This is a genomic window from Roseibium salinum (assembly GCF_026240905.1).
In the GTDB taxonomy this organism is placed as follows: domain Bacteria; phylum Pseudomonadota; class Alphaproteobacteria; order Rhizobiales; family Stappiaceae; genus Roseibium; species Roseibium salinum.
On the sequence record NZ_JAPEVI010000003.1, the window covers coordinates 2380149 to 2403458 of the forward strand.

At 62.3% G+C, this 23310-nt stretch carries 21 protein-coding genes and 2 pseudogenes; 8 read left to right on the forward strand and 15 right to left on the reverse strand.

All coding sequences use genetic code 11. The features are described from left to right. Positions 1-61 precede the first annotated feature (61 nt). The 5 genes and pseudogenes from ON753_RS26825 to ON753_RS15570 form a co-directional block, all read right to left on the reverse strand. Positions 62-1179: pseudogene (locus tag ON753_RS26825) on the reverse strand (PQQ-dependent sugar dehydrogenase). Between the two features lie 90 nt (positions 1180-1269). Beyond that, entirely contained in the window at positions 1270-1605 is a 336-nt protein-coding gene (locus ON753_RS15555; RefSeq protein WP_265963534.1) for a chorismate mutase, read from the reverse strand. A 99-nt stretch (positions 1606-1704) separates the two neighbouring features. Continuing rightward, on the reverse strand, positions 1705-4002 hold the full coding sequence (locus ON753_RS15560; RefSeq protein ID WP_265963535.1) for an NADP-dependent malic enzyme: 2298 nt from the start codon (positions 4000-4002) through the stop codon (positions 1705-1707). Positions 4003-4128: 126 nt separating this feature from the next. Beyond that, a complete protein-coding gene (locus ON753_RS15565; protein WP_265963536.1) occupies positions 4129-4773 on the reverse strand; it encodes a hypothetical protein in 645 nt (214 codons plus the stop codon). A gap of 26 nt (positions 4774-4799) precedes the next feature. After that, positions 4800-6038 carry an aminotransferase-like domain-containing protein gene (locus ON753_RS15570; RefSeq protein ID WP_265963537.1) on the reverse strand — a complete coding sequence of 413 codons (1239 nt, stop codon included), beginning with the start codon at positions 6036-6038 and terminating at the stop codon, positions 4800-4802. Between the two features lie 186 nt (positions 6039-6224). Here ON753_RS15570 and moaB point away from each other — a divergent pair, with 186 nt between their 5' ends. Continuing rightward, complete coding sequence (gene moaB / locus ON753_RS15575; RefSeq protein ID WP_265963538.1) at positions 6225-6782, forward strand: molybdenum cofactor biosynthesis protein B; 558 nt, start codon at positions 6225-6227, stop codon at positions 6780-6782. A gap of 4 nt (positions 6783-6786) precedes the next feature. Beyond that, positions 6787-7287 carry a GNAT family N-acetyltransferase gene (locus ON753_RS15580; protein ID WP_265963539.1) on the forward strand — a complete coding sequence of 167 codons (501 nt, stop codon included), beginning with the start codon at positions 6787-6789 and terminating at the stop codon, positions 7285-7287. Positions 7288-7304: 17 nt separating this feature from the next. Here ON753_RS15580 and ON753_RS15585 read toward each other — a convergent pair whose 3' ends face one another. Next, entirely contained in the window at positions 7305-7997 is a 693-nt protein-coding gene (locus ON753_RS15585; RefSeq protein WP_265963540.1) for a glycosyltransferase, read from the reverse strand. A 114-nt stretch (positions 7998-8111) separates the two neighbouring features. Here ON753_RS15585 and ON753_RS15590 point away from each other — a divergent pair, with 114 nt between their 5' ends. Next, positions 8112-9245, forward strand: a complete 1134-nt coding sequence (locus tag ON753_RS15590) for a PA0069 family radical SAM protein (RefSeq protein ID WP_265963541.1) — start codon at positions 8112-8114, stop codon at positions 9243-9245. A 45-nt stretch (positions 9246-9290) separates the two neighbouring features. Continuing rightward, positions 9291-9962, forward strand: a complete 672-nt coding sequence (locus tag ON753_RS15595) for a ribonuclease HII (RefSeq protein ID WP_265963542.1) — start codon at positions 9291-9293, stop codon at positions 9960-9962. A gap of 131 nt (positions 9963-10093) precedes the next feature. Here the strand turns inward: ON753_RS15595 and ON753_RS15600 are convergent, their stop codons facing one another. The 8 genes and pseudogenes from ON753_RS15600 to ON753_RS15635 form a co-directional block, all read right to left on the reverse strand. After that, positions 10094-10579 (reverse strand): F0F1 ATP synthase subunit B family protein, encoded by a 486-nt coding sequence (locus tag ON753_RS15600; RefSeq protein ID WP_265967171.1) that lies wholly within the window; start codon positions 10577-10579, stop codon positions 10094-10096. 4 nt (positions 10580-10583) lie between these two features. Next, the gene (locus ON753_RS15605) at positions 10584-11132 is read right to left on the reverse strand and encodes a F0F1 ATP synthase subunit B (protein WP_265963543.1); all 549 of its coding nucleotides are present in this window, start codon (positions 11130-11132) and stop codon (positions 10584-10586) included. 78 nt (positions 11133-11210) lie between these two features. Continuing rightward, positions 11211-11438, reverse strand: a complete 228-nt coding sequence (locus tag ON753_RS15610; RefSeq protein ID WP_008191441.1) for a F0F1 ATP synthase subunit C — start codon at positions 11436-11438, stop codon at positions 11211-11213. Positions 11439-11518: 80 nt separating this feature from the next. Next, on the reverse strand, positions 11519-12268 hold the full coding sequence (locus ON753_RS15615) for a F0F1 ATP synthase subunit A (RefSeq protein ID WP_265963544.1): 750 nt from the start codon (positions 12266-12268) through the stop codon (positions 11519-11521). Positions 12269-12321: 53 nt separating this feature from the next. Further along, the gene (locus tag ON753_RS15620; RefSeq protein WP_265963545.1) at positions 12322-12711 is read right to left on the reverse strand and encodes an AtpZ/AtpI family protein; all 390 of its coding nucleotides are present in this window, start codon (positions 12709-12711) and stop codon (positions 12322-12324) included. Between the two features lie 207 nt (positions 12712-12918). Then, positions 12919-16378, reverse strand: a pseudogene (gene smc / locus ON753_RS15625) (chromosome segregation protein SMC). Between the two features lie 87 nt (positions 16379-16465). Next, positions 16466-17101: a thioredoxin domain-containing protein gene (locus ON753_RS15630; RefSeq protein ID WP_265963546.1), complete on the reverse strand. Its 636-nt coding sequence runs from the start codon at positions 17099-17101 to the stop codon at positions 16466-16468. Between the two features lie 158 nt (positions 17102-17259). After that, the gene (locus tag ON753_RS15635) at positions 17260-17793 is read right to left on the reverse strand and encodes a DUF721 domain-containing protein (RefSeq protein WP_265967172.1); all 534 of its coding nucleotides are present in this window, start codon (positions 17791-17793) and stop codon (positions 17260-17262) included. Positions 17794-17995: 202 nt separating this feature from the next. On the opposite strand from ON753_RS15635, the gene mutY reads away from it, so the two are divergent. The 3 genes from mutY (at position 17996) to bfr (ending at position 20471) form a co-directional block, all read left to right on the forward strand. Continuing rightward, a complete protein-coding gene (gene mutY, locus ON753_RS15640) occupies positions 17996-19063 on the forward strand; it encodes an A/G-specific adenine glycosylase (protein WP_265963547.1) in 1068 nt (355 codons plus the stop codon). Positions 19064-19365: 302 nt separating this feature from the next. Then, positions 19366-19743, forward strand: coding sequence for a 2OG-Fe(II) oxygenase (locus tag ON753_RS15645; RefSeq protein WP_265963548.1), 378 nt, complete (start codon positions 19366-19368; stop codon positions 19741-19743). Positions 19744-19985: 242 nt separating this feature from the next. Then, the gene (bfr, locus tag ON753_RS15650) at positions 19986-20471 is read left to right on the forward strand and encodes a bacterioferritin (RefSeq protein WP_265963549.1); all 486 of its coding nucleotides are present in this window, start codon (positions 19986-19988) and stop codon (positions 20469-20471) included. A 261-nt stretch (positions 20472-20732) separates the two neighbouring features. Here the strand turns inward: bfr and ON753_RS15655 are convergent, their stop codons facing one another. After that, positions 20733-22244, reverse strand: coding sequence for an AMP nucleosidase (locus tag ON753_RS15655; RefSeq protein WP_265963550.1), 1512 nt, complete (start codon positions 22242-22244; stop codon positions 20733-20735). 255 nt (positions 22245-22499) lie between these two features. Here ON753_RS15655 and ON753_RS15660 point away from each other — a divergent pair, with 255 nt between their 5' ends. Further along, the gene (locus ON753_RS15660; RefSeq protein ID WP_265963551.1) at positions 22500-23300 is read left to right on the forward strand and encodes a transporter substrate-binding domain-containing protein; all 801 of its coding nucleotides are present in this window, start codon (positions 22500-22502) and stop codon (positions 23298-23300) included. Positions 23301-23310 lie beyond the last annotated feature (10 nt).

Genomic DNA, 23310 nt, shown 5'->3' on the forward strand with positions numbered 1-23310 from the left:
CTTGGTCCGAATGTCAAGCGGTCCTTGTGGACCATCCGCATTTGGGCAGGTGCCCGTCGCCTCATTGCGGCACCAGCCGGATGAGGCGTCCCGGGTCGTCATCGGTCAGAACATAGATGAAGCCGTCCGGTCCCTGGCGCACGTCCCGGATACGTTCACCCAGTCCCGTCAGGAGTTTTTCCTCGCCGACGACGTCACGGCCGTCGAGATCAAGCTTCGCCAGATGCTGCCCCACCAGCGCGCCGACCAGAAGATCGCCCTGCCAGTCCGGATAGGTGTCGGAGGTCACGAAGGCCATGCCGGACGGGGCGATGGACGGATCCCAGTAATGGATCGGCTGCTCCATCCCCGGCTTGGACGTGCCCTCGCCGATCTGGCCGCCGGAATAGTGGCGGCCGTAGGAAATAACCGGCCAGCCGTAGTTCTTGCCGGCTTCCGGAATGTTGACTTCATCTCCCCCTTTGGCGCCATGCTCGACGGTCCACAGTTTGCCCGTGTCCGGATGGATGGCCGCGCTTTGCGGATTTCTGTGGCCTGTCGACCAGATCTCCGGCTGGTGACCGGGCTGGCCGATGAAGGGATTGCCCGGTGCCGGCTCTCCCTCGGCAGTCAGGTGCAGGACCGAACCGGCGTGGTCCGCGGGGTCCTGCGCACGCTCGCTCTCCCCCGCTCGCCGACTGTCATGAACAGTGTGCCGTCCGGTGCGAAGGCCAGGCGGGAGCCGAAATGACGGCCGCCATAGGATTTATTGTTGGCCGCAAAAATGGTTTCGCCGTTCTCGAGCCGGAGCCCCCCGTCACCCTCGGCGAGGGTCGCCTTGAAGAGCGACGTACCGGCCCCTTCCGGCGAGCCCTGCGAGAAGGTCAAGTAGACCGTTCTGTCGTTTTCGAAGTCCGGGCTGAGCACCACATCCAGGAGACCGCCCTGCCCTTGCGCAAAGACGTCAGGCGTTCCCTCGACCACGCTCTGCTCGCCGTCTTGCGAGACGTGCTTCAACGCCCCGTCCCGTTCGGTAACCAGATACCCGCCGTCCGGCAGGAAGGCGACGCTCCAGGGATAGGACAAGTCGCTCGCGACCGTCTCAAGGTCGATGGAAGACTGCCCGGCCGCCGTCCCGGAAAATCCGAAGGCCGACACGGAAGCGGCGAATAAGGAAACGAATAGCGTCTTGAAAGTCATGATGGCTCCATACCGGGACGTCGGGCACTGCTGCCATTCTACCTAGGAGCCTTGAGCGGACAGTACAGAAGAACTTGCGCAAAAAATGCGTCAGCCGTGCCGTCCGGCCCGATCCCGCGTTTCAAGCCGAAGCGAAATCGCGCGTTTTTCGTAAGTCACGTTCCAGTCGATCAGCGTGCGCCACACGTGTTCGGCCTGATCGCCCTCAAGGCCAAGCTCTTCGGCACGTGCCCTGATCAGTGCCACCATCGTTTCGATGCGCTCGTGGTCGAAGGCTTCATCCGGGTGCTGTTTCAGCTGCGCCATGCGGCGCACATAGCCCTGGCGGCGGGCGAAGATCTTGAGGAGTTCTTCGTCGATGGCGTCAATGGCGGTGCGGATGTCGGCCTTGCTCACGCACTCCTCTGGCGGCTTCACATCGCTCATCAGTCACTGTCCCGGGTTTTCCGAAATTCGATCGCAGACCGGTTCTACCGGTCCGCACCGATCGATTGAATGCGCGATTTGACCCAGCCGGCAAGGAAATCAGTCGGCCGACCAGGTCTGCGCCTCGACACAGGCCAGGGCCGACATGTTGACCACCCCGCGCGAGGTGACGGACGGCGTCAGGATATGCGCAGGTCTGGCCGCACCCAGCAGAATCGGGCCGACATGGAGCGCCTGGGTCGCCACTTTCAGAAGATTGTGGGCGATATTGGCCGCGTCCAGGTTGGGGAAGAGCAGCAGGTTGGCCTCGCCGGTCAGCTTGCTGGTCGGCATCACACGTTCGCGCAAGGCGACGCTCAAGGCCGAGTCGCCGTGCATTTCGCCATCTGCTTCCAGATCCGGATAGCGCTTCCAGATCAGCTCCAGAGCCTCACGCATCTTGCGTGAGGAGGCGGTGTCGCGGGAGCCGAAATTCGACAGGGACAGCAAGGCGATCTTCGGCTCGATGCCGAAGCGGCGGATTTCATCCGCTGCCAGATGCGCCATTTCCGAGATTTCCTCCGCCGTCGGATCTTCCGTGACAAAGGTGTCGGACAGGAAGACCGCCCCTTGCTGGCTGTTGATCAGCAGCGACATTGCCGACAGATCGCGGACATTTTCCCTGACGCCGATCACCTGCTTGATATCGCGCAGATGGCGGATGAAGCGGCCTTCCAGACCGCAAATGACGGCATCCGCATCGCCGCGCCGCACGGCGAGTGCGGAAATCACCGTCGAATTGGTGCGCACCACGGTTCGCGCGGCATTGGGCGGCATGCCCTTGCGGCCGACACACTCGAAATATTCGTCGACATATTCGCGGTAGCGCGGATCTTCCAGCGGATTGATGAATTCGAAGTCCACATCCGGACGGATCCTGAGGCCGAAGCGCTCGCAGCGCGTCTTGAGAACGTCCGGGCGCCCGACGAGGATCGGCTTGGCGATCTTGTCCTCCAGCAGCACCTGCGCCGCCCTGAGCACGCGCTCGTCCTCGCCTTCGGCATAGATGATCCGCTTGGGATCCTTGCTGGCGTTCTGGATGATCGGCTTCATGATCAGGCCGGAGCGGAACACGAAGCGGTTCAGCCGATCCATGTAGGCGTCGAAATCCTCGATCGGCCGGGTCGCAACGCCAGTGGCCATCGCCGCCCTGGCGACGGCCGGAGCGATACGCAGGATGAGACGCTGGTCGAAGGGCGACGGGATCAGGTAATTCGGCCCGAACGTCTCCGTCCTGCCGCCATAGGCCCGGGCCGCCACGTCGGACGGCTCCTCGCGCGCAAGGCCTGCAATCGCCTCGACCGCCGCACGCTTCATCTCCTCGTTGATGGTGGTCGCGCCCACATCCAGCGCGCCGCGGAAGATGTAGGGGAAGCACAGGACGTTGTTGACCTGGTTCGGATAGTCGGAGCGGCCGGTACACATGACCACGTCATCACGCACGGCCTTGGCCGCTTCCGGCATGATTTCCGGGTTCGGGTTGGCCAGCGCGAGGATCAGCGGTCCCTTGCCCATCTTTTCGACCATGTGCGGCTTCAGTACGCCGGCGGCCGACAGGCCGAGGAAGACGTCGGCGCCGTCGATCACCTCGTCCAGCGTCCGCTTGTCGGTCTTTTGCGCGAAGGCCGCCTTCCATTCATCCATGAGCGTTTCACGGCCCTCATAGACGACGCCTTCGATGTCGGTGACCCAGATGTTCTCCCGCCTGGCGCCGAGGGAGACCAGCATGTTCAGGCAGGCGAGCGCGGCCGCGCCGGCGCCGGAGGCGACGATCCTGGCGTCTTCGATCTTCTTGCCGGCGAGATCCAGGCCGTTGCGGACCGCGGCACCGACGATGATCGCCGTGCCGTGCTGGTCGTCATGGAAGACCGGGATGTTCATTTTCTCCCGGAGCTTCCTTTCGATCATGAAGCATTCCGGTGCCTTGATGTCTTCCAGATTGATGCCGCCGAAGGTCGGCTCGAGAACCGACACGGCGTGAACGAACTGATCGACATCATATTCGGCAACTTCGATGTCGAAGACATCGATGCCGGCGAATTTCTTGAAGAGGACGGCCTTGCCCTCCATCACGGGTTTGGATGCAAGGGGACCGATATTGCCCAGGCCGAGAACAGCCGTGCCGTTGGATATCACCGCGACCAGGTTGCCGCGTGAGGTGTAGTTGGCGGCCTTTGCCGGGTCCTCGGCGATTGCAAGACAGGGAGCCGCCACACCGGGCGAATAGGCAAGCGCCAGGTCGCGCTGGTTGCCGAGCGGTTTGGTCGCCTGGATCTCCAGTTTCCCGGGCCGCGGTTGTTCATGATAGAACAGGGCTGCTTCAGTCAGATCGCTTTCGGTATTCTTGCTGTCGCTCATGACGGTCGCTGTCCCCTGCCTTGCTTCCCTGGATGTTTTCCCGATCCGCACTGCTTCGGCCGGAGCCTTTGAGAAACATGCGGATTTCTGAGTTATCTCGACGACTTATACTAATGGCTGATGCTCTTACCCGGCGCGATGTAAAATGAGAACCCGCATTAATGCAAACAGTACGATGCTGTTGAGGATATGCCACAGGAAATGCGTGCCGATTTCCCATTGCCCGCAGAGCGGCTCATCCATTATCCGGAAACTCAGTGAAATCGCGAAGACGACGCCCGTCTGAAGAACCTGCATTCCGAGCTTGGCGTCGCGCCGGCAAAACAGCGCGCCCACCACGAAAATCGCCAGCAGGGCCGGAACGTAGCCTGCCGAGGACCCGATCAGCGGCGCGATGAGCCCTGCTGCCGGCGGGGATGCGGCAAAGAAGCCGATCACGACGGCGAGCGCGGCCCACCAGGGCATTGCAAGGAAACGCTTCAGCGCGAAGAACAGATAGACGTGGATGAAGAGCGCGATCGGAATGACGTCCGCGAGCATCGCCCACCTGGTCGCGAAGGTGTGGAACAGGAAGGAGCCCAGCCCGGTGGCAAAGACGATGCCGATCAGAAGAAGTCCGGCAGTATCATCCGGTGTTTTCCTGCGCCACATCAGATAGGCCAGCAAGGCCGCAACCAGGAAGGTGGCGTTGGTGACGGCATTGAGCGGCTCGGACCAGAACTCCGGTGCTATCCGCTCGCAGTAATAGTCTATCCTATCAGTCAGCGCCATGAGCCCGTTTTCCCTTACCGGTGCCTTCAGGCCGCCGAATGCTGCGCGGATGTCACCGCCTGGGCAATGACCTTCCCCAGACGCGCGATACCTGTCTCGATCCTGTCCGGATCGGCGCAGGAGAAGCTGAGGCGCATCGTGTTCGCCCCCCTGCCGTCCGGATGGAAGGCGCTTCCCGGAACAAAGGCGACCCGCGCCATCTCGACCGACCTCGCCAGCAGCGCGGCGCCGTCCATCCCGTCAGGCAGCTCGACCCAGATGAACATGCCGCCGCCCGGCTTCGTCCAGCGCGTGCCTTGCGGCATATGCCTCTCCAGGGCCGCCAGCATGGCATCCCGGCGCGCCTTGTAGACCGCATTGGTGCTGGCGGTGTGGGTTTCGTAGACGCTCTCGGCGACGCGCGCCATGGCTTCCTGATTGAGGACGGGCGTGTTGAGATCACTCGCCTGTTTGATCAGCACCAGTCTGGAGATCACTTCGCTGGCCGCGCAGATCCAGCCGAGCCTCAGCCCTGGCGACAGGGACTTGGAAAAGCTGCCGCAATAAAGCGTCCGCGCGCTCTCGATGCCGCCGGACGCGTCGCAATCAAGCGCCAGCAAGGAGGGGACGGGGTCGCCGTCGTAGCGCAGGCTTTGATAGGGCGCATCCTCGACCACCGCACATGACAATTCCCCGGCCAGCGACAGAACCTGCAGCCGCTCCTCCAGATCAAGGGTCAGGCCCGTCGGATTGGCAAAATCCGGCGACAGATAGGCGAACTTTACACTGCCGCCGGCCTCGGCCGCCCGGGCCGTATATTCAGAGGCCGCGAAGTTTGTCCCTGCCCCGAGCCTGTCGAAAGCGGGTTCATAGGCATTGAAGGCCTGAAGGGCGCCGAGATAAGTCGGCGATTGGACGAGGGCCGTGTCCCCGGCGGACAGAAACAGCTTGCCGATATAATCCAGTGCCTGCTGGGAGCCGGACGTGACCAGGATGTTTTCCGGTCCGCAAGCGACACCCAGATCCTGCATGTGCGCGACGATCCAGCGCCGCAGCCGCAGGCTGCCTTCACTGACGCCATATTGCAGGGCCTTGCCGGCCTCCTCGCCGCCCAGGATATCCGCATAGGCCTTCTGGAAGGCCTCCGCCGGGAACAGCGTGGCGTCAGGAATGCCGCCGGCAAAGGAAATCACGTCCGGCTGGTCCAGCAGCTTCAGAAGTTCACGGATTTCCGAAGCGCGCATCCTACCGGCGCGCTTGGCATACAGGCTGTCCCAGGCGGTCATGAGAGGCTCTTGGCATTCGGGTTCAGGTTATTTAAGTCAATAATACTGACCTAACTGTATTGCAAGTGTCTCGAACTTGTTATTTTTTGTAATTTTGTTTCGCGCGTTTTGTCGCAAGCGCGTGTCAATCGGGCTCTGGAACCTCAGCTCACAATCGCCTATCTGTTGAGGACAGAGGAGATATCCATGTCCCGCCTTGATGAATCCCGCCCCTTCGTCCCGCTGAACATCGCCGTTCTGACGGTTTCCGACACCAGGACGCCGGCCGAAGACAGGTCCGGCAACACGCTTGCCGACCGGATCGAAAAGGCCGGACATATACTCGCGGACCGGAAGATCGTCACGGATGACATTCCGGCGATCCAGGAGATCGCAAGAGCCTGGATCGCGGACAAAGGCGTGGATGTCATCATCTCCACCGGCGGCACCGGCTTTACCGGCAGGGACGTCACGCCGGAAGCGATGGAGCCCCTGTTCGAAAAGCGGATGGATGGGTTTTCCGAAGTATTCCACCGCATTTCCTACGACAAGATCGGCACTTCGACGATCCAGTCCCGGGCAACCGGTGGTGTGGCGGGAGCAACCTATATCTTCGTGCTTCCGGGATCGCCCGGCGCCTGCAAGGACGCCTGGGACGGCATCCTGAAGTGGCAGCTCGACTACCGGCATATGCCGTGCAATTTCGTCGAGATCATGCCGCGGCTCGACGAGCACCTCAAACGCGGCAAGCTGCGGGAAGCCTGAAGCGATGACTTTTATCGTCCGTGCCAGCGCTCCGGAAGACAGCGACGCGGTCTCCGGCCTGCTCCTGAAGAGCTACTCCGAACTGCTCCGCACGGCTTATGAGGCGCAGGTCCTGGAAAAAGCCCTGCCGCTGATCACCACCGCGCGCCCCGACCTTCTGAGCTGCGGCAGCTACTATGTGGCCGAAACCGGCGACGGGCGAATTGTCGGAGCCGGCGGCTGGACCAGACATTCTCCCACCGGACGCAATGAAACCGCCACCAACGGCAATATCCGTCATTTCGCCACCGACCCGGATTTTGCCCGCAAGGGCATTGGCCGGACACTGATGGCGCAATGTATCGAAGAGGCCTCGAAGGCCGGCCTTGCTGAGCTCAACTGCTACTCGACTCTCAACGGCGAGAGCTTTTATGCCGCCTGCGGGTTTGAGTCGGTGGAAGACTTCCCGATCGAGCTGCCGGGCGGGGTCGTATTTCCCTCGGTCCGGATGGTGAGAAAGCTTTAGGGTATGGCCCCAGCCGGCTACCCGTGAAGCTTGACCGCCAGCCTTGCCGGAAGGCGCAGGGTGCCGACGCAAAAGCGGGCGAGCGACTGGCGCAGGCGGGATACGCGTCCCTCGCGCTCCGGTGCACCGCTGGAAACCGCCGCCGCCCGCAAGAAGACTATCCTGCTCCGGCCGATGCGCTTGGCGATGTCGAGGTCTTCCAGTTCCGGCAACGGCCGGTGGCCGCCGACGACCTGGTAGAACTGACGGGAGATCAGGAGCCCCTGATTGCCGTAGGGCATGCCGAGGAGCTGGGACCGGAGGGCGGCGACGGATTCGCTCACCCTGGCGCTCAGGCCGAAGGCCTCATGACGCATCCGGAAGCTGGCCGCTGTCCGGGGACCGTTTGGCGCTCTCATCGCCCGCTCGATAAAGGCCTGGGCTTCATGATGCCAGCCCGCTTCCAGCAGCGAGTCGGGCTGCAGGAACAGCAGCCATTCGCCCCGCCTTGCCAGCGACGCCCCATGGGCAAGCCTTACGCTTCGCGGCGCATCCATGCTCACCCATTCGCAGCCGGCCGCGTCTGCGACCTGTTCGGTGTGGTCTGAAGATCCTCCATCCACGACGATCACTTCGCGGACCACGCCTTCGGCCGCAGCCGGCACCAGGGCCGCCAACGCGTGCACCAGGCCGGTTTCTGAGTTTCTTGTCGGAATAATGACACTGATCATGTTCCGGAGTTTTACATGAAATAATTCGGAAGTGCGAGCCAGGGGGCTTGTTAAAGCGCGGGGATGAGCTAGTGTTCCTGTTATGTTCTATTCCTCATCTCGCGACAGGCTCTCATGAGTGGCGCAACACGATCTCCCGGCGCAGTTCCGGACATCCAGGACCTCGAGCAGGCCCCTCGCCGCCTGGCCGAGGACCGCAGGCGCGGCCGCGGCGCGGCTCTCAACAAGAGCGGCCGGTTCGAGCCGCTTGGCCGTGAAAGCTTCGATGACGGCTGGGACAGCCTGGAAGACCTGCCGCCACTCAAGACGACGGTACAGGAGGAGCGCGCGCGCACGATCATCACGCGCAACGAGTCGCCCGACATTTCCTTCGACCGCTCGATAAACCCTTACAGAGGCTGCGAGCACGGCTGCATCTATTGCTTTGCACGGCCGAGCCACGCCTATATGGGGCTGTCCCCGGGCCTCGATTTCGAAACGCGGCTGTTCGCCAAGCCGAATGCCGCCGAACTCCTGGAGCGGGAACTTTCCAGGCCGGGCTATGTCCCGCGCGCGATTGCCATCGGCACCAACACCGATCCCTATCAACCGCTGGAGCGCCGCTACACATTGATGCGGGAGATCCTGGAGGTGCTGGAAAACTGCGCCCATCCCGTGGCGATCGTGACCAAGTCCGCGCTGATCACCCGGGACATCGACATCCTGTCGCGCATGGCCGAGCGCAACCTCGTCAAGGTCGCCTTGTCGATCACCACTCTCGACACCAAACTATGCCGGGCAATGGAGCCCCGGGCCTCCGCGCCGCACAAGCGCCTCGGCGCGGTCCGAGCCCTGTCGGCGGCCGGCATCCCGACGTCCGTCATGATGGCGCCGGTCATTCCCGCCCTGACGGACAGCGAGATCGAGAGACTGCTGGAAACCGCGGCCGAGCACGGGGCGACGGAGGCCGCCTACATCCTGCTGCGGTTGCCGCTGGAAGTTTCCGAACTTTTCCGCGACTGGCTGCTGCGCGAACGCCCGGGGCAATACCGCCATGTGATGAACCTGATCCGCGCGATGCGCGGCGGCAAGGATTATGACGCCAAATGGGGAGAACGGATGCGCGGCCGGGGACCTTACGCCGACCAGATCTCCAAACGGTTTTCCCTTGCAGCCAAACGGTTCGGTCTCAACCTGCGCCGCAAAAAACTGAACACGGACGACTTCATCCAGCCGCAAAAAGGTGGTGTGCAACTGTCCCTTTTTTGAAGATCCTGCTTGCGGAAACGGGCCGTCAACGGCAGGGTGCGGCCCATGGCCGACAGTCTTTCCCTCTTCGACCTTGCCTTTCCCGATAGCCCTGACCCTGCGCTGGAACGCGACCACGCGGCCGGTTTCAAGGGCCTCTTGTGCGGTGTGGACGAGGCCGGGCGGGGCCCCTGGGCCGGTCCCGTGGTCGCGGCGGCGGTGATCCTGGATTACGACCGCATCCCCGAAGGACTGAACGACTCCAAGCTGCTCACGCAAGAAAGACGCGAAGACCTCTATGAGAAAATTCTGCTCAGCGGCCACGTCTCCGTCGCCAGCGCCTCTCCCGCCACGATCGACAGGCTGAACATTCGCGGCGCGACGCTTGCGTCCATGGTCCGGGCGGTCAACGGGCTGGTCAGGATCCCGGACTATGTGCTGGTCGACGGGCGGGATGTTCCTGCGGGTCTGAAGCAGCCGGGCCAGGCGCTCGTCAAGGGAGACGGCCGATGCCTGTGCGTCGCCGCCGCCTCGATCGTCGCCAAGGTCACGCGGGACCGGATGATGGTGGCACTGGAAAAGCTTGTCCCCGGCTACGGATCTCGCGCAGCACAAGGGCTACGGCGTGCCGCAGCACCAGACGGCGCTCGACAGGCTGGGACCGTCCCAGTATCACCGCATGTCGTTCAGGCCGGTGAGGCTGGCTGCGGGAGTCCCGGATTAGGCGGCCGCCTATAACCCGTCGCTTCTGAGCAATCCGAGACAGGCTCCGCCCTGCACCTCGCGCCCTGCCCTCTCCCGGGTTTCTCCTGCCAACAAAAAAGCGGCCCTGAAAGGCCGCTTTTCGAAAAGTTATTGTGAGAACCGGGTCAGTTCAGCCGTTCTTTCACTTGAGCAATGCTCTTGGAAAGAATGTCGTCGGCGACCTTGTCCTTGACCTTGGCAGAGAGGATCTGTTCTGCCGCGGCAACCGCGACGTCGGCAGCCTTGGCGCGGACTTCGGCGATCGCCTGGGTTTCGGCCTGGGCGATCTTTTCTTCCGCGGCCTTCGAACGCCGGGCCATCATCTCTTCCAGCGCCTGGTTGGTTTCCAGCGTCAGGCGTTCGGCTTCCGTGTTTGCTTCGGCGATGATGGCCTCGGCCTCAGCTTCGGCCGCGTGGCGCTTGCGCTGGTATTCCGACAGGAGCGCTTGGGCTTCTTCACGCATCCGGCGTGCTTCTTCCAGATCCTTGCGGATGGAATCGGCACGGCTGTCCAGAGCACTGCCGATCTTGCCCGGGACCTTGACGTAGGCGATCAGGGCAAAGAACAGGATGAGACCGATCAGGGCCCAAAAAGTAGCGTCCATGATGATCTCCTCAGTTCATAGCCGTCTTGAGCGCCTTGGTCAGATCGGTCTTGGTCGGAGCCTTGCCAATCAGCTTCTCGACGAGCGCTGAGGTGGTTTCTCCGGCAATGTCGCCAATCTGGGACAGGGCCTCGTTCTTGATCCCGGTAATATGCGCTTCTGCGGCTTTCAGCTTCTCGCTCAGCTCGGCTTCCGCCTTTTCGCGGCGAGCTTCCTGATCGGCCTTCAGCTTGGCTCGCGTGTCATGGGCGATGCCATGCGCCTTGTTTCGGGCTTCGGCCAGAGCCTGTTCATAGGCCGCGATCGCTGCGTCGGTTTCTTCCTTGAGGCGGTTGGCCTCGGAAAGATCACCGGCGATGCGGTCCTTGCGGTCTTCCAGGATACCGGCAATCCGGGGCACAGCCACGTTCTTCATGATCCAGTAGAAGAAGCCGAAGGTAATGGCCAGCCACAGGATCTGTGAAGAATAGGTGGTCGCGTCGAAGGGCGGAAACCCAGCGCCGTGTTCTTCCGACGGAATATGAAGTTCCGTGTTCGTGTTTTCGGCGTTGCTTGCCATGTCCTATCTCCAAAATCCGGTTGGGCGGCGGTGCCGCCGCCCCCGGAGTCGCGTCAGATATCTCTGGGAATGAGAGACTTAGACGGCGAAGAGCAGGAGAAGAGCGATAAGCAGGGAGAAGATGCCCAGAGCTTCGGTAACGGCGAAGCCGAACACCAGACGGCCGAACTGACCGTCAGCAGCTGTCGGGTTGCGCAGAGCGCCGTTCAGGTAGTTACCGAAGATGGTGCCGAGTGCGATAGCTGCGCCACCCATGCCGAGGCATGCGATACCAGCGCCGATGTATTTTGCTGCTTCTGCTTCCATGACACGTGCTCCTAATAGTGTTTTGCAGATTTCAGATTTTTCCAAGCAGCAGCTTCAGGCCGCCGCAAGAAGGGGATTGCCTAGTGTGACGGGTGAAGAGCGTCGTTGAGATACATGCAGGTCAGGACCGTGAATACGTAGGCCTGCAGGAAGGCGACGAGGAACTCCAGCGCGGTCAGCGCGACCGTCATACCGAGCGGAAGAATTGCACCGGCTGCGCCGAGAGCGCCTGCGGCACCCATGCTGACGACAAACCCGGCGAAAACCTTCAAGGTGATGTGACCGGCCAGCATGTTCGCGAACAGACGAACGGAAAGGCTGATCGGACGGGACAGGAAGGACACGACCTCGATCGGCGCAACGATCAGCAGCAGAAGCGGCGGAACGCCGGCCGGCGCGAAGAGGTGAAAGAACTTCAGGCCATGGCGCATCAAGCCGTAGATGGTCACCGTGAGGATGACCAGCATGGCGAGCGCGAAGGTGACGATGATGTGGCTGGTGACCGTAAAGAAATACGGGAACATGCCGATAAGGTTGGCCACAAGGACGAACATGAACAGCGAGAATACCAGCGGGAAGAAGCGCATGCCTTCCGTTCCCGCGGAACTTCGCAGCATTCCCGCGACGAACTCGTAAGCCATCTCGGACAACGACTGCACCCGGTTCGGCACCAGGCCGCGGCCGCTGGTGGAGAAGATCAGGAAGGCGGATGCCGCTGCTACGGTCAGGACCATGAACAGCGAAGAGTTGGTGAATGAGAAATCCATACCCCCGACTTCAATCGGAAAGAGTTTCTGGATTTGGAACTGATGGATCGGATCGTTCGCCACCGGTCAGCCTTCTTCGCTCAGAACATTTCAGGGCGCGTATAGCACGCGAAAACTCATTTTTTTCCGTCGTCTTGCGTATCGTCACGCTTGATCCGCGTGCCGGGCTGGGAAATCTCGCCCGCTGCTCTCAAGACGTTCAGAACGCCCGCCAAGAACCCGATAAGCAAGAAGACGATCAGCCCGAAAGGCGATGTCCCCAGCCATTGGTCGCAGAGCCAGCCAATACCGCCGCCGGCCACGATCCCCGCAATGAACTCCGAAGAGTGTTTCACCGCCTGGGCGTAGCCGGACGTATCGCTTTTGCGGGAAGCACGTTCGGCATCTTCCGCCGCGCGCTGCCCCTCCAGCATCCGGTTTAGCCGGTCCCGCCGTTCCGACAGATCCGCCTCGGAGGTCTCCTCAGGTGGACCGTCTTTCCCGTCGTTTTGCGAAGAGCCACTCATGTTGTCCCCGCACCCCGTCCAGACCTACGACCCAGCCCTTGGTCACCCCCTTAAGCCGCGCGCACCATAGTCGGGGGCCCAAGCCCTGTCAAGAACGCTTAGAAACGTGCTATTTTCTTGATTTAAAAGGATATTTTTCGCACGAACGGTTTTTGTCTGACCTTAGTCTTACACGAAAACCGCCCGGGAGCGGCTTTCCGCACAGGCTCAGCCGGCTTCCCGGAATCGCTCCGCGGTCTCAAGATCGACCGAAACCAGCTGGGAAACGCCCCGCTCGGCCATGGTGACGCCGAAGAGCCGGTTCATGCGGGCCATGGTGATCGGGTTATGGGTAATCACCACAAATCGCGTTTCGGTGGTCCTGGACATTTCGTCGAGAAGGTCGCAATAGCGCTCCACATTGGCATCGTCGAGCGGCGCGTCCACCTCATCGAGCACACAGATCGGCGCCGGATTGGTGAGGAAAACGGCGAAGATCAGCGACATCGCCGTCAGCGCCTGCTCGCCGCCGGACAGCAGCGTCATGGTCTGCGGCTTTTTGCCCGGGGGCCGGGCGATGATTTCAAGGCCGGCATCCAGGGGATCGTCGGAATCGACCAGCTGCAGTTCCGCGGTCCCGCCGCCGAAAAGATGTGCAAACAGCCGCTGGAAATGGCCATTGACCACTTCGAAGGACGCCAGCAGGCGCTCGCGCGCCTCCTTGTTGAGATTGGAGATGCCGGTACGCAGGCGGCGAATCGCCTCGATCAGGTCGTCCCGCTCCGACGTCAGGGTGGTTTTCTGTTCGTCGATTTCCTTGAGCTCTTCCTCGGCGCGCAGGTTCACCCCGCCAAGGCGCTCCCGTTCCGCCTTCAGCCGTTCCAGCTTGCGCTCCGTCGCGTCAGGATCCGGCAGCGGCGCGCCGTCCTTGAGGCCGGCAAGTTCGGGGAGCGCCGCAACCGAGACTTCCAGGTCTTCGTCGACCCGGCGCTCCAGTGCGCTCTTGCGTTCGCGGGCCGCCTCCAGACGTTCCTCGGCGCGGATCTTCTGTTCGCGCGCGCCTGCCATGGCTTCCATCGCCGCCTTGGCGGCCCGGTCCACTTCCGCAAGATCCAGTTCCGCCTGCTGAAGCTGATCGTCCCGGGCCTTCTTCTCCTCTTCGGCTTTGGCAATCGCGGAAAAGAGCTCCCGGCGCTTGATCTCGATCTCTTCCGGGGCCTCGACCAGTTCCACGCGCTCTTCCTCGGCCTCCTCCCGGCGTTCCTTCAGCACGGCAATCTGCTGGGCCGCATTGGCCGCACGGGTTTTCCAGCCGTCATATTCGCGCGCGATCGCCTCCAGGCGCCGGTCGCGCATCTGCTGCTCGCGCGCCAGTCCCTCGGAGACCGCGCGCGCTTCGGCCAATGCTCCACGCGCCGTGCCGACCTTGGCCTGCAGTTCCTCGATCTGGTCCCGGTAGCCGCTGCTGTCGGGGGCGTCCCGAAGGCGCTCCTCGGCCTCGATCACCTGCTCGCGTGCCATCTCGGCCTCTTCGCCGAAGCGCCCGGCGCGGTCTTCCGCCGCCGCCTTCTTGGCCGCAAGCTGGGAGATGGCACGTTCCGCGGCCGCAAGAGATTCGCGCGCGGCCGCGGCCTGCCGCTGGCCATCGCGGACCTTGCCGCGGGCGTTCTGCTCGAATTCGGCGGTCTGGCGGACGCGCCCGGCGGCCTCTTCCAGCGTCCGCTGCCGGTCTTCCAGGTTCCGGCGGGCCGTCTCGATCTCGTCGGCGAGCTCGGCGAGCCGGTTTTTCTGGGCAAGCCGCTGTGCGGCGGGCGTCGGCGCATTGGCGGCGATCACGAAGCCGTCCCAGCGCCAGAGATCCCCTTCCTTGGACACCAGTCTTTGTCCCGGCTTGAGCGCGGCGCGCAAGGCGGCGCCCTGCCCCTGGTCGACAATACCGATCTGCCGCAGGCGGCGGGCAAGTTCCGGCGGGGCTTCGACGACGACCGCAAGCGGGCGGGCGCCAGCGGGCAGAGCCGGGTCGTCCTCGCCGGGCAAGGCACTGCCCCATTTGACCGCCGCCGCCTCATCCAGCGACGCGTCGAGGTCTTCACCCAGCGCGGCGCCGAGAGCCGTTTCGAACCCCTGTTCGACGCGGAGCTGTTCGACGACCGGCGTATGGTCGTGGTCCGAATGGACGTTGAGCACCTGCCCCAGAGTGCGCGCTTCGGTTTCAAGCCCCTGCAGCATCTGCTGGGCATCGCTCAAGGGGGCGCGGGCCGCCTGCTCCTGCTCGCGGGCCTGCCTTGTGGCGGCTTCCGCCCCTTCAACCGCAGCTTCGGCCTCGGCAAGGGCTTCTTCGGCAAGCTCCAGCGCCTCACGGTTTTCCGCGACGCCGTCGTCTTCGGCCATCTGTGCGTCGAGGTCCGCCAGCGCCTGCCGGGCTTCCTGTGCCTGGGTAACCAGCCTGTCGGCGCGCTGGCGGCTGTCGGCAACCGCGCGCTCCAACTGGCTGCGCTCGGCGCTCGCACGCGCTTCGGCCGCGGTGAGCTCCGAAAGCCGGGTTTCCAGGGTGCGGACCGTCTCCTCGGCCTCGGCCACTTTCTCGCGTGCGCTTTCGGTGCGCTCCTGCACCATTTCGTTTTCTTCCAGAAGCTCCGCGCGCTCTTCCGACAGGCGCTCAAGGACCTCGTCATTTTCAGAAATCATGACCTGTTCGCGCCGGATGTCCTCGGCCAGCTGCACCAGCCGCCGTTCCAGGTCCTGCAGGCGCTCCTTGACGCGCCGTTCTTCCGCGTCCAGCTCGTTGCGGGCAATGACCAGGCGCTGCAGGGCGGCGCCGGCCCTGGCGGCCTCGTCGCGAAGCGAGGGCAGTTTGTGCGCGGCAATGGCCTGCACGCGGGCGCTTTCCGCCTGAAGGCTGGTGGCCTCGTTCACCTGCTTCTGGGCATCGGCAAAATGGGCCTCGGCCGAGGCAAGCGCATCGCGGGATCTCGCACCAGCGGATATAGAGGATCGAGGCTTCCGCCGCGCGTATTTCGGAGGACAGGTTCCGGTAGCGCGAAGCCTGCCGGGACTGGCGCCGCAGGTTGTCGAGTTGGCTGTCGATCTGGACCAGCACGTCCTCGAGACGCTCCAGGTTCTGCTCCGCCGCCCGAAGCCGGATCTCCGCCTCGTGGCGGCGGGAGTGAAGGCCGGAAATGCCGGCCGCCTCTTCCAGGATCTGGCGGCGCGAGGTCGGCTTGGCGGCGATCAGCTCGCCGATCTGCCCCTGGCGGACCATGGCCGGCGAGCGGGCGCCGGTGGAGGCATCGGCAAAGAGGAGCTGCACGTCGCGCGCGCGCACATCCTTGGAGTTGATCTTGTAATTGGAGCCCTGCTCGCGCTCGATGCGTCGGCTGACTTCCAGCGAGTCGGCATCGTTGAAGGCAGACGGAGCGGTGCGGTTCGGGTTTTCGAGATAGAGCGTGACTTCGGCCGTGTTGCGGGCCGGCCGGTTGAGACTTCCGGAAAAGATCACGTCGTCCATGCCGGACGCGCGCATGTTCTTGTAGGAGTTCTCCCCCATCACCCAGCGCAGGGCTTCGACGAGATTGGACTTGCCGCAGCCGTTCGGCCCGACAACGCCGGTCAGGCCGTTGCCGATAATGAACTCCATCGGCTCGACGAAGGATTTGAAGCCGACGATGCGGAGTTTGGAAAACTTCATTGGCGCCCGCCTCCGCCGGAGCCGGCCGCCAATGAAACAAGCATCAGATCAGGCGAAGCCTTTCCGGCCGGCAGCAATGCCGCCAGCTTAAAGCTTTTCCTCGATGATCTTGCCCATCTCTTCAATCGAAAGCGCCCCCGAGTGCTTTTCGCCGTTGATGAAGAATGTCGGCGTGGAGGTCACCCCGAACTCGTTCGCACCGCGATCCTTCACCGCATTCACTGCGTCAAGCAATTCCTGGTTTGTCAAGCATTGCTCAAAGGACTCTTGTGTAAATCCGATCTGCTTGGAAAAGTCGAGCATGGATTGATAGGGATTGTCGGTAAACGCCCAGGCGCGCTGGTTTTCGAACATCGTGTCCACAACTTCGAAATATTTGTCCTGCGGCGCGCAGCGAGCCAGCATGAACCCGCCGGCGGCAACCGGATCCAGCGGAAATTCGCGGAAGATGAAGCGGACCTTACCGGTGTCGATATAGTTCTTCTTCAGTTCCGGATAGGTGCGCTTGTGGAAATTCGCGCAGTGACTGCAGGTCATGGACGCATATTCGACAATCGTCACCGGTGCGTCTTCCTCGCCCAGGACCTTTTCGTCCAGCGGGCCCGCTTTCAGCAGTTCGTCCGCATCGACCGATTGTGCAAACGCTGGAACAGCCCCGGAAAAGCCGAACGCGGCCGTCGCCAGGGCAGTGGTTTTGAGAAACTGTCTACGGGTCTGAGTCACGAAAAGCGTCCTGTCACGAATTCAAGGGTATTGCACCGGCGGTGCGTTCCTTCATGTGCCCCTTCAGGCACGAAACGTCAACAAGGCTTCTCAAATGTGGCAGGAGCGAGGACGCGGAAAAGCTTCGTTTCACAGTGTTGTTATCGCCGCAAGCAGGATCAGGCCGGCTCGCCGGCGCCGCGCGCGATCACCTGGGCACCGAGTTTCTTGAGGGCCTGGCGCAGACGGTCGTTCTCGACACCTTCCAGACGCTCTTCCAGCCTCTGCTCCTCCGACCGGGTCAGGGCGCGCAGCGACTTGCTGGGCTCGGGCTGTTTCACCAGCACGGGTCTTTGCAGGATCTTGATGCGTCCGATCGCCGCCCAGCCGTAGAATGTATTGATGCGTTCGATGACCTGGGCGCTGTCGTGGGACAGCAGCAGCGCGGTGGCGCCGTCAGTGTGAACGACCAGGGTCGCCGGCTGAGGCGGCCTGTCCGGATCGGTCAGTTCGGGCTGGCGCGGCCAGATCAGGCGATCGGGCTGGACCCGCGTACCGTAGCGCTCGCCGACGATATCGGCCCAGGAGGCAATGATATCCACGGAGGCGAAGCCGCGTTTCTTGCAGGCAGGCGTCATCGCCTTGCCGACAAGATCGGCAATTGCCCTGGCCCCATTGGGCCTGCGCGCAGGATTTGCCTTTGCCGCGGTTATAGCCTGCCTCCTCTACCCACCGATTGCCGTCAGGTCCGGCGCGGACCTTTCTCATGGATTGAACATTTTGTCCCAATAGAATACGACAAAATCACGACGAATACTTTCTCCAGGCCAAACAGCACCGCCTTTCCACCCAAGTTGTCCCCAGGCTATCCAGCGTCTTGCGCTTTAGAACCGCCGCGCTTATTCAACTGGCCCCATGAACTCTGCTTCCGCCGCCCAAGCGCTTCTGGACTGGTACGACCGGCATGCCCGCAAGCTGCCCTGGCGCGTCAGTCCCGAGAACCGGAAAGTCGGCGAAGTGCCCGATCCCTACCGTATCTGGCTGTCGGAAATCATGCTGCAGCAGACGACCGTGGCCGCGGTGAAGGACTATTTCGAAAAATTCACGCGCGCCTGGCCGACGATAGAAGATCTTGCCGAAGCGCTGGAAGAAGACGTCATGAAGGCCTGGGCGGGGCTTGGTTATTACTCGCGGGCCCGGAACCTGAAAAAATGCGCCGATGCGGTGGCGGCGGACCATCAGGGACGGTTTCCGGACCGGGAAGAAGACCTTCTGAAGCTCCCCGGCATCGGCCCTTACACGGCGGCTGCGATCGCTGCCATTGCCTTCGACCGCCATGCCGCGGTTGTCGACGGCAATGTGGAGCGGGTTCTCACCCGTTTTGCCCGGATCGAAACGCCGCTTCCCGATGCCAAGCCTGAAATCAGGGCGCTGATGGCGGAGTTGACTCCGCAGGAGCGGCCCGGCGACTTCGCGCAAGGCGTGATGGATCTCGGCGCCACCATCTGCACACCGAAGCGCCCGGCCTGCGTGCTTTGCCCCTGGCGGCCGTCGTGCAAGGTCCAGGGGTCACCGTTGGCGGAGACACTGCCCCGCAAGGCGGCGAAGAAGGAGAAGCCGACGCGGTTCGGCGCTGCTTTCGTCGCGGTCGACAGGCAGACCGGTGCGGTGCTCCTGCGCCGCCGGCCGCCCAAGGGGCTGCTTGGCGGCATGACGGAGGTGCCGGGGACGGCCTGGTCGGCTGAGTTCGACCAGTCGGAGGCAATCGGCAGCGCCCCCTTCCCGGCCGACTGGCGCCGGCGGACCGGCGAGGTGAAGCACACGTTCACCCACTTCCATCTGAGGCTTTCCGTCTTCCGCGCCGACCTTGACGGCGCAAGCGTTCCGCAGCTCGGCGCCGCCTGGTGGTCCGCGCCCGATAGTCTTGGAAGCGAGGCGTTGCCGACAGTCATGCGCAAGGCGCTGTCGGCCGCGCTGGATTGAAGCGCGCGCACCCGAAAGAGTGTCCGTGGAACTTCCCGGCGCAGGCGCCGTTTCCCGTCTCAAGAAAACAGTTGCAGTTTTTCTGAAACGGATGTTGAAGAGCGCGTTCAATCCTCGGATCCCCACATCGATGTTCACCTATACCCATGATGCACTCTTCTCCAGAGCGGACTGCGATGAAATCATTCGCCTGAGCCGGGCGGAAACGCCGGATCTCGGGCGGCCTTGTAGGCGGCAAGCAGCAAAGTGAAATCCGCCGTGCGAAGATCACATGGCTGGATGACGAAGGCTCCGCCGGCTGGGTGCTGGAACGGATCATCGGCGCCGTCGCGAAAGCCAACCGGGAGGTCCTCGATTTCGATATCACCGAGTTCAAGGAAAGGCTTCAGGTCGCGATCTATGACGAGAGCGAGGAAGGTCATTACGACTGGCATTCGGATGTCGGCGAGGGGCCGATTGCCCAGTATCGCAAGGCGACGATCGTCACCCAGCTGTCGCGTCCGGAAGATTATGAAGGCGGCGCGCTGGAGATCAGCCTCGGGCCGCGGATCCTGACCGCGTCCCGCGAACAAGGCAGCGCCACGCTGTTCGCAAGCTTCATGCTGCACAGGGTGGTCCCCGTCACGAAGGGAACCCGCTATTCGCTCACCTGCTGGAGCCACGGGCCCCGGTTCAGGTAAACCGGTCCGTGAAAAGGCGCAGCCGTCCGGCGGCGCCTGCCGACGTTGCTGTTTGCCCGCGCGAACTATGGCCCGCGCAAACCGGAGGCATATCAAAAAGCACTTTAAAGTCTTAAATCTGATCGGCTTTTCTGGTTTGATGCGAAATCGGACGAAAGCAACCCTGCGCAAGTTCGCTCTGGACTTCAATATTAGAATTGTTCTAAACTATCAAAATCACAGGATTCTTAGGAGGCACTGCCATGAAGGGTAATGACAAAGTCATCAAGCGGCTGAACGAAGCGCTCTTTCTGGAACTCGGCGCGATCAACCAGTATTGGCTTCACTACCGCCTCCTCAAGGATTGGGGGTATACCCGGCTCGCGAAAAAGGAACGCGAGGAGTCCATCGAGGAAATGCATCATGCGGACAAGCTGACCGACCGCATCATTTTCCTGGAAGGTCATCCCAACATGCAGAAGGTCGCTCCGCTGCGCATCGGGCAGAACATCAAGGAAGTTCTGGAATCGGACCTTGCCGGGGAATATGACGCCCGCGCCTCCTATACCAAATCCCGCGATGTCTGCCGGGACGAAGGCGACTATGTTTCCATGCAGCTTTTCGAAGAGCTGTTGGCGGATGAGGAAGGCCATATCGACTTCCTGGAAACCCAGCTGGACCTTCTGGAAAAGATCGGTGTCGAGCGCTACGGCATGCTGAACTCCGCGCCGGCGGACGAAGCGGACTGACGTTTCCCGCATTCAAATCGCAAGGCGCGGCCCCGGGGCCGCGTTCAAGCCGACGGCCCTTCAGGTCGTCGTCACAGAGGGTTCGGGGCGGAGATTTTTGCGTGGGCAAAAGCCAAGGCTTCTGGCTCTCCGATCCCGGCTCGCGCTGCGCTTGGTCGGGATGACGATGAGAGAGGCTTGGTTTGCCAGAACGCGGAGCGCGGCCCGGAGCCGCGCTTTTTTTGTTTCCGAAGACTGGCTGTCCGCCGACCCTCCGTGAGCCTACTGGAAGGCCGTCTCGGTAAAGCTTCGCAGCTTGCGTGAATGCAGGCGCTCTGCGGTCATGTCCCGCATTTTCTCCATTGCCCTGATGCCGATCTGCAGATGCTGGGCGACCTGGCGTTTGTAGAAATCCGTCGCCATGCCCGGCAGCTTCAGTTCGCCGTGAAGCGGCTTGTCCGAAATGCACAAGAGGGTGCCGTAAGGCACGCGGAAGCGGAAACCGTTGGCGGCAATGGTGGCCGATTCCATATCGAGGGCGATCGCTCTCGACTGGGAGAAGCGTTTGACCAGCTCCGGCTGGTTCCAGAGTTCCCAGTTTCTGTTGTCGAGCGAGACGACGGTGCCCGTGCGCATCACCTGCTTCAGGTCATAGCCGTCAAAGCCGGTGATCTCGGCGACCGCCTGCTCCAGCGCCACCTGCACTTCCGCCAGCGGCGGGATCGGCACCCAGATCGGCAGGTCCTGATTGAGCACGTTGTCTTCGCGCACATAGCCGTGGGCGAGCACGTAGTCCCCGAGCGTCTGGCTGTTCCTGAGGCCTGCGCAATGGCCCAGCATCAGCCAGACATGCGGGCGCAGGACGGCGATGTGGTCCGTGATGGTCTTGGCGTTGGACGGGCCGACGCCGATATTGACCATGGTGATGCCGCTGCCGTCCCGCCGTTTCAGGTGATAGGCCGGCATTTGCGGCAGCTTGGGCAGAACCGTGCCGCTGGACGGTTCGCTGTGACCGGGTTCGGTGATCAGATTGCCCGGCGCCACGAAAGCCTCGTAGCCGCCTTCCTTGTCCGCCATCAGGTCCATGGCCATGCGGCAGAATTCGTCGATGTAGAACTGGTAGTTGGTGAAAAGAATGTAGTTCTGGAAATGCTCCGCAGCCGTCGCCGTGTAGTGTTGCAGCCGGTGCAGGGAATAATCGACCCTGGGCGCGGTGAACGAGGCCAGCGGCATGACACCGTCCGCCGGCTCATAGGTCCCGTTGGCGATGGAATCGTCCATCACGGTCAGGTCCGGCAGGTCGAATATATCGGCGAGCGGACGGTCCAGATTTGCCGCCGCCGCCCCGCCTTCGACATGCGTGCCGTCGTAAAAGGCGAAATGCAGCGGGATCGGCATGTCGCTGTCACCGACGAGTATCGGCACGTCATGGTTCTTCATGAGCAGCGACAGTTGGGTCTTGAGGTAATTCTGGAACAGATCCGGACGGGTGATGGTGGAGGAGTGCGTGCCCGGGCGGGAGACGAAGCCGTAGGACAGACGGCTGTCGAGACGGCTGTGGCTGTCGGTCACGATCTGCACCTGCGGGTAATACGCACGGATCCGCCCGTCGATCGGCTTGCCATCCAGAAGGTCCAGGAAATATGAGCGCAGGAACGCCGTGTTCGCTTCGAATATTTCGATCAGCCGGTCGACCGCCTTCCCCGGATCGGTAAAGACTTCCAGCGGATGGGAAGGGGCGAACCGGGTCCTGCGGACCGGCGGCCTCACGTTCCTGCTACTGGTGTTGGACATACACTGTCTCCTTATTTTTGTTATGGCCTCACACTCCCGCCAAGTCCCTTCCGGGTCAATAGATCCGGCGGCAGATTTTGAATTTTTTTTCGCAATGAGAAAAACTTTGCACTCGGGAGCAACAGGCCGGGAAATGGCCTTTTCCGCAGGGCCGGTCCCCGATAAAGTCCTCGGGAATTTTGCGTAGAACCTCCCCGTTCGCCAGCGGATGTTCCAGCGTCACATGAACCACAGGCTTGTCTCCAGGAGTTCCTCATGAACCATACCCTGCCAACTCTCGCGGCCGCCGCTTCGATCCTGTTCAGCGCAGGACTTTCCGCCCTTGCCGACACGCTGCCTGACCTCGGCGGGCGGGAAGTGGTGATCGCCTCGGAAAACACCTATCCGCCGTTGCAGTTCGTTGATCCCAAATCCGGAGAGGCGATCGGCTGGGAATATGACGCGATCGCGGAAATCGCCAAGCGCCTCAACATGAAGGTGACCTTCGAGAACGTAAGCTGGGATGCGATGATCCCGGCCATTTCAGCCGGTGAATACGACGTTGCCATGAACGGCATCACGATCCGCGCGGATCGGGCGGAGCAAGTGGCGTTCTCCGATCCCTACATGCGTTCGGAAATGTTCATGCTGGTGCGCGCCGACGAAGAGCGCTTCACAGATCCCGAGAGCTTTGCCGCCAACCCCGACTTTCTCGCCGGCGCCCAGCCGGGCACGACGCCCTTCTATGTCACGGTCTATGACGTTCTCGATGGCGATGAAGCCAATCCGCGCATCAAGCTGTTCGAGACGTTCGGGGCAGCCGTCCAGGCGCTGAAGGTCGGGGATGTCGATCTGGTCCTGACCGACAGCACGGGCGGACAGGGCTATGTCACCACCAACCCGGACACGTTCAAGCTGATCGGCGAGCCGATGGGGTCGGAGGATTTCGGCTTCATCTTCCCGAAAGGCTCCGATCTGGTCGAACCCTTCAATGCGGCGATTGCCAGCATGCGCGCCGACGGCACGCTGGATGCGCTCAACAAGAAGTGGTTCTTCGACTACAAGATTGCCCAGTAAGCGCAATCAT

Coding starts and splice junctions, on each gene's coding strand:
- ON753_RS15555 (WP_265963534.1), bottom strand. CDS start 1,605: ATGAGCGATGTGAAGCCGCCAGAGGAGTGCGTGAGCAAGGCCGACATC.
- ON753_RS15560 (WP_265963535.1), bottom strand. CDS start 4,002: ATGAGCGACAGCAAGAATACCGAAAGCGATCTGACTGAAGCAGCCCTG.
- ON753_RS15565 (WP_265963536.1), bottom strand. CDS start 4,773: ATGGCGCTGACTGATAGGATAGACTATTACTGCGAGCGGATAGCACCG.
- ON753_RS15570 (WP_265963537.1), bottom strand. CDS start 6,038: ATGACCGCCTGGGACAGCCTGTATGCCAAGCGCGCCGGTAGGATGCGC.
- moaB (WP_265963538.1), top strand. CDS start 6,225: ATGTCCCGCCTTGATGAATCCCGCCCCTTCGTCCCGCTGAACATCGCC.
- ON753_RS15580 (WP_265963539.1), top strand. CDS start 6,787: ATGACTTTTATCGTCCGTGCCAGCGCTCCGGAAGACAGCGACGCGGTC.
- ON753_RS15585 (WP_265963540.1), bottom strand. CDS start 7,997: ATGATCAGTGTCATTATTCCGACAAGAAACTCAGAAACCGGCCTGGTG.
- ON753_RS15590 (WP_265963541.1), top strand. CDS start 8,112: ATGAGTGGCGCAACACGATCTCCCGGCGCAGTTCCGGACATCCAGGAC.
- ON753_RS15595 (WP_265963542.1), top strand. CDS start 9,291: ATGGCCGACAGTCTTTCCCTCTTCGACCTTGCCTTTCCCGATAGCCCT.
- ON753_RS15605 (WP_265963543.1), bottom strand. CDS start 11,132: ATGGCAAGCAACGCCGAAAACACGAACACGGAACTTCATATTCCGTCG.
- ON753_RS15610 (WP_008191441.1), bottom strand. CDS start 11,438: ATGGAAGCAGAAGCAGCAAAATACATCGGCGCTGGTATCGCATGCCTC.
- ON753_RS15620 (WP_265963545.1), bottom strand. CDS start 12,711: ATGAGTGGCTCTTCGCAAAACGACGGGAAAGACGGTCCACCTGAGGAG.
- mutY (WP_265963547.1), top strand. CDS start 17,996: ATGAACTCTGCTTCCGCCGCCCAAGCGCTTCTGGACTGGTACGACCGG.
- bfr (WP_265963549.1), top strand. CDS start 19,986: ATGAAGGGTAATGACAAAGTCATCAAGCGGCTGAACGAAGCGCTCTTT.
- ON753_RS15655 (WP_265963550.1), bottom strand. CDS start 22,244: ATGTCCAACACCAGTAGCAGGAACGTGAGGCCGCCGGTCCGCAGGACC.
- ON753_RS15660 (WP_265963551.1), top strand. CDS start 22,500: ATGAACCATACCCTGCCAACTCTCGCGGCCGCCGCTTCGATCCTGTTC.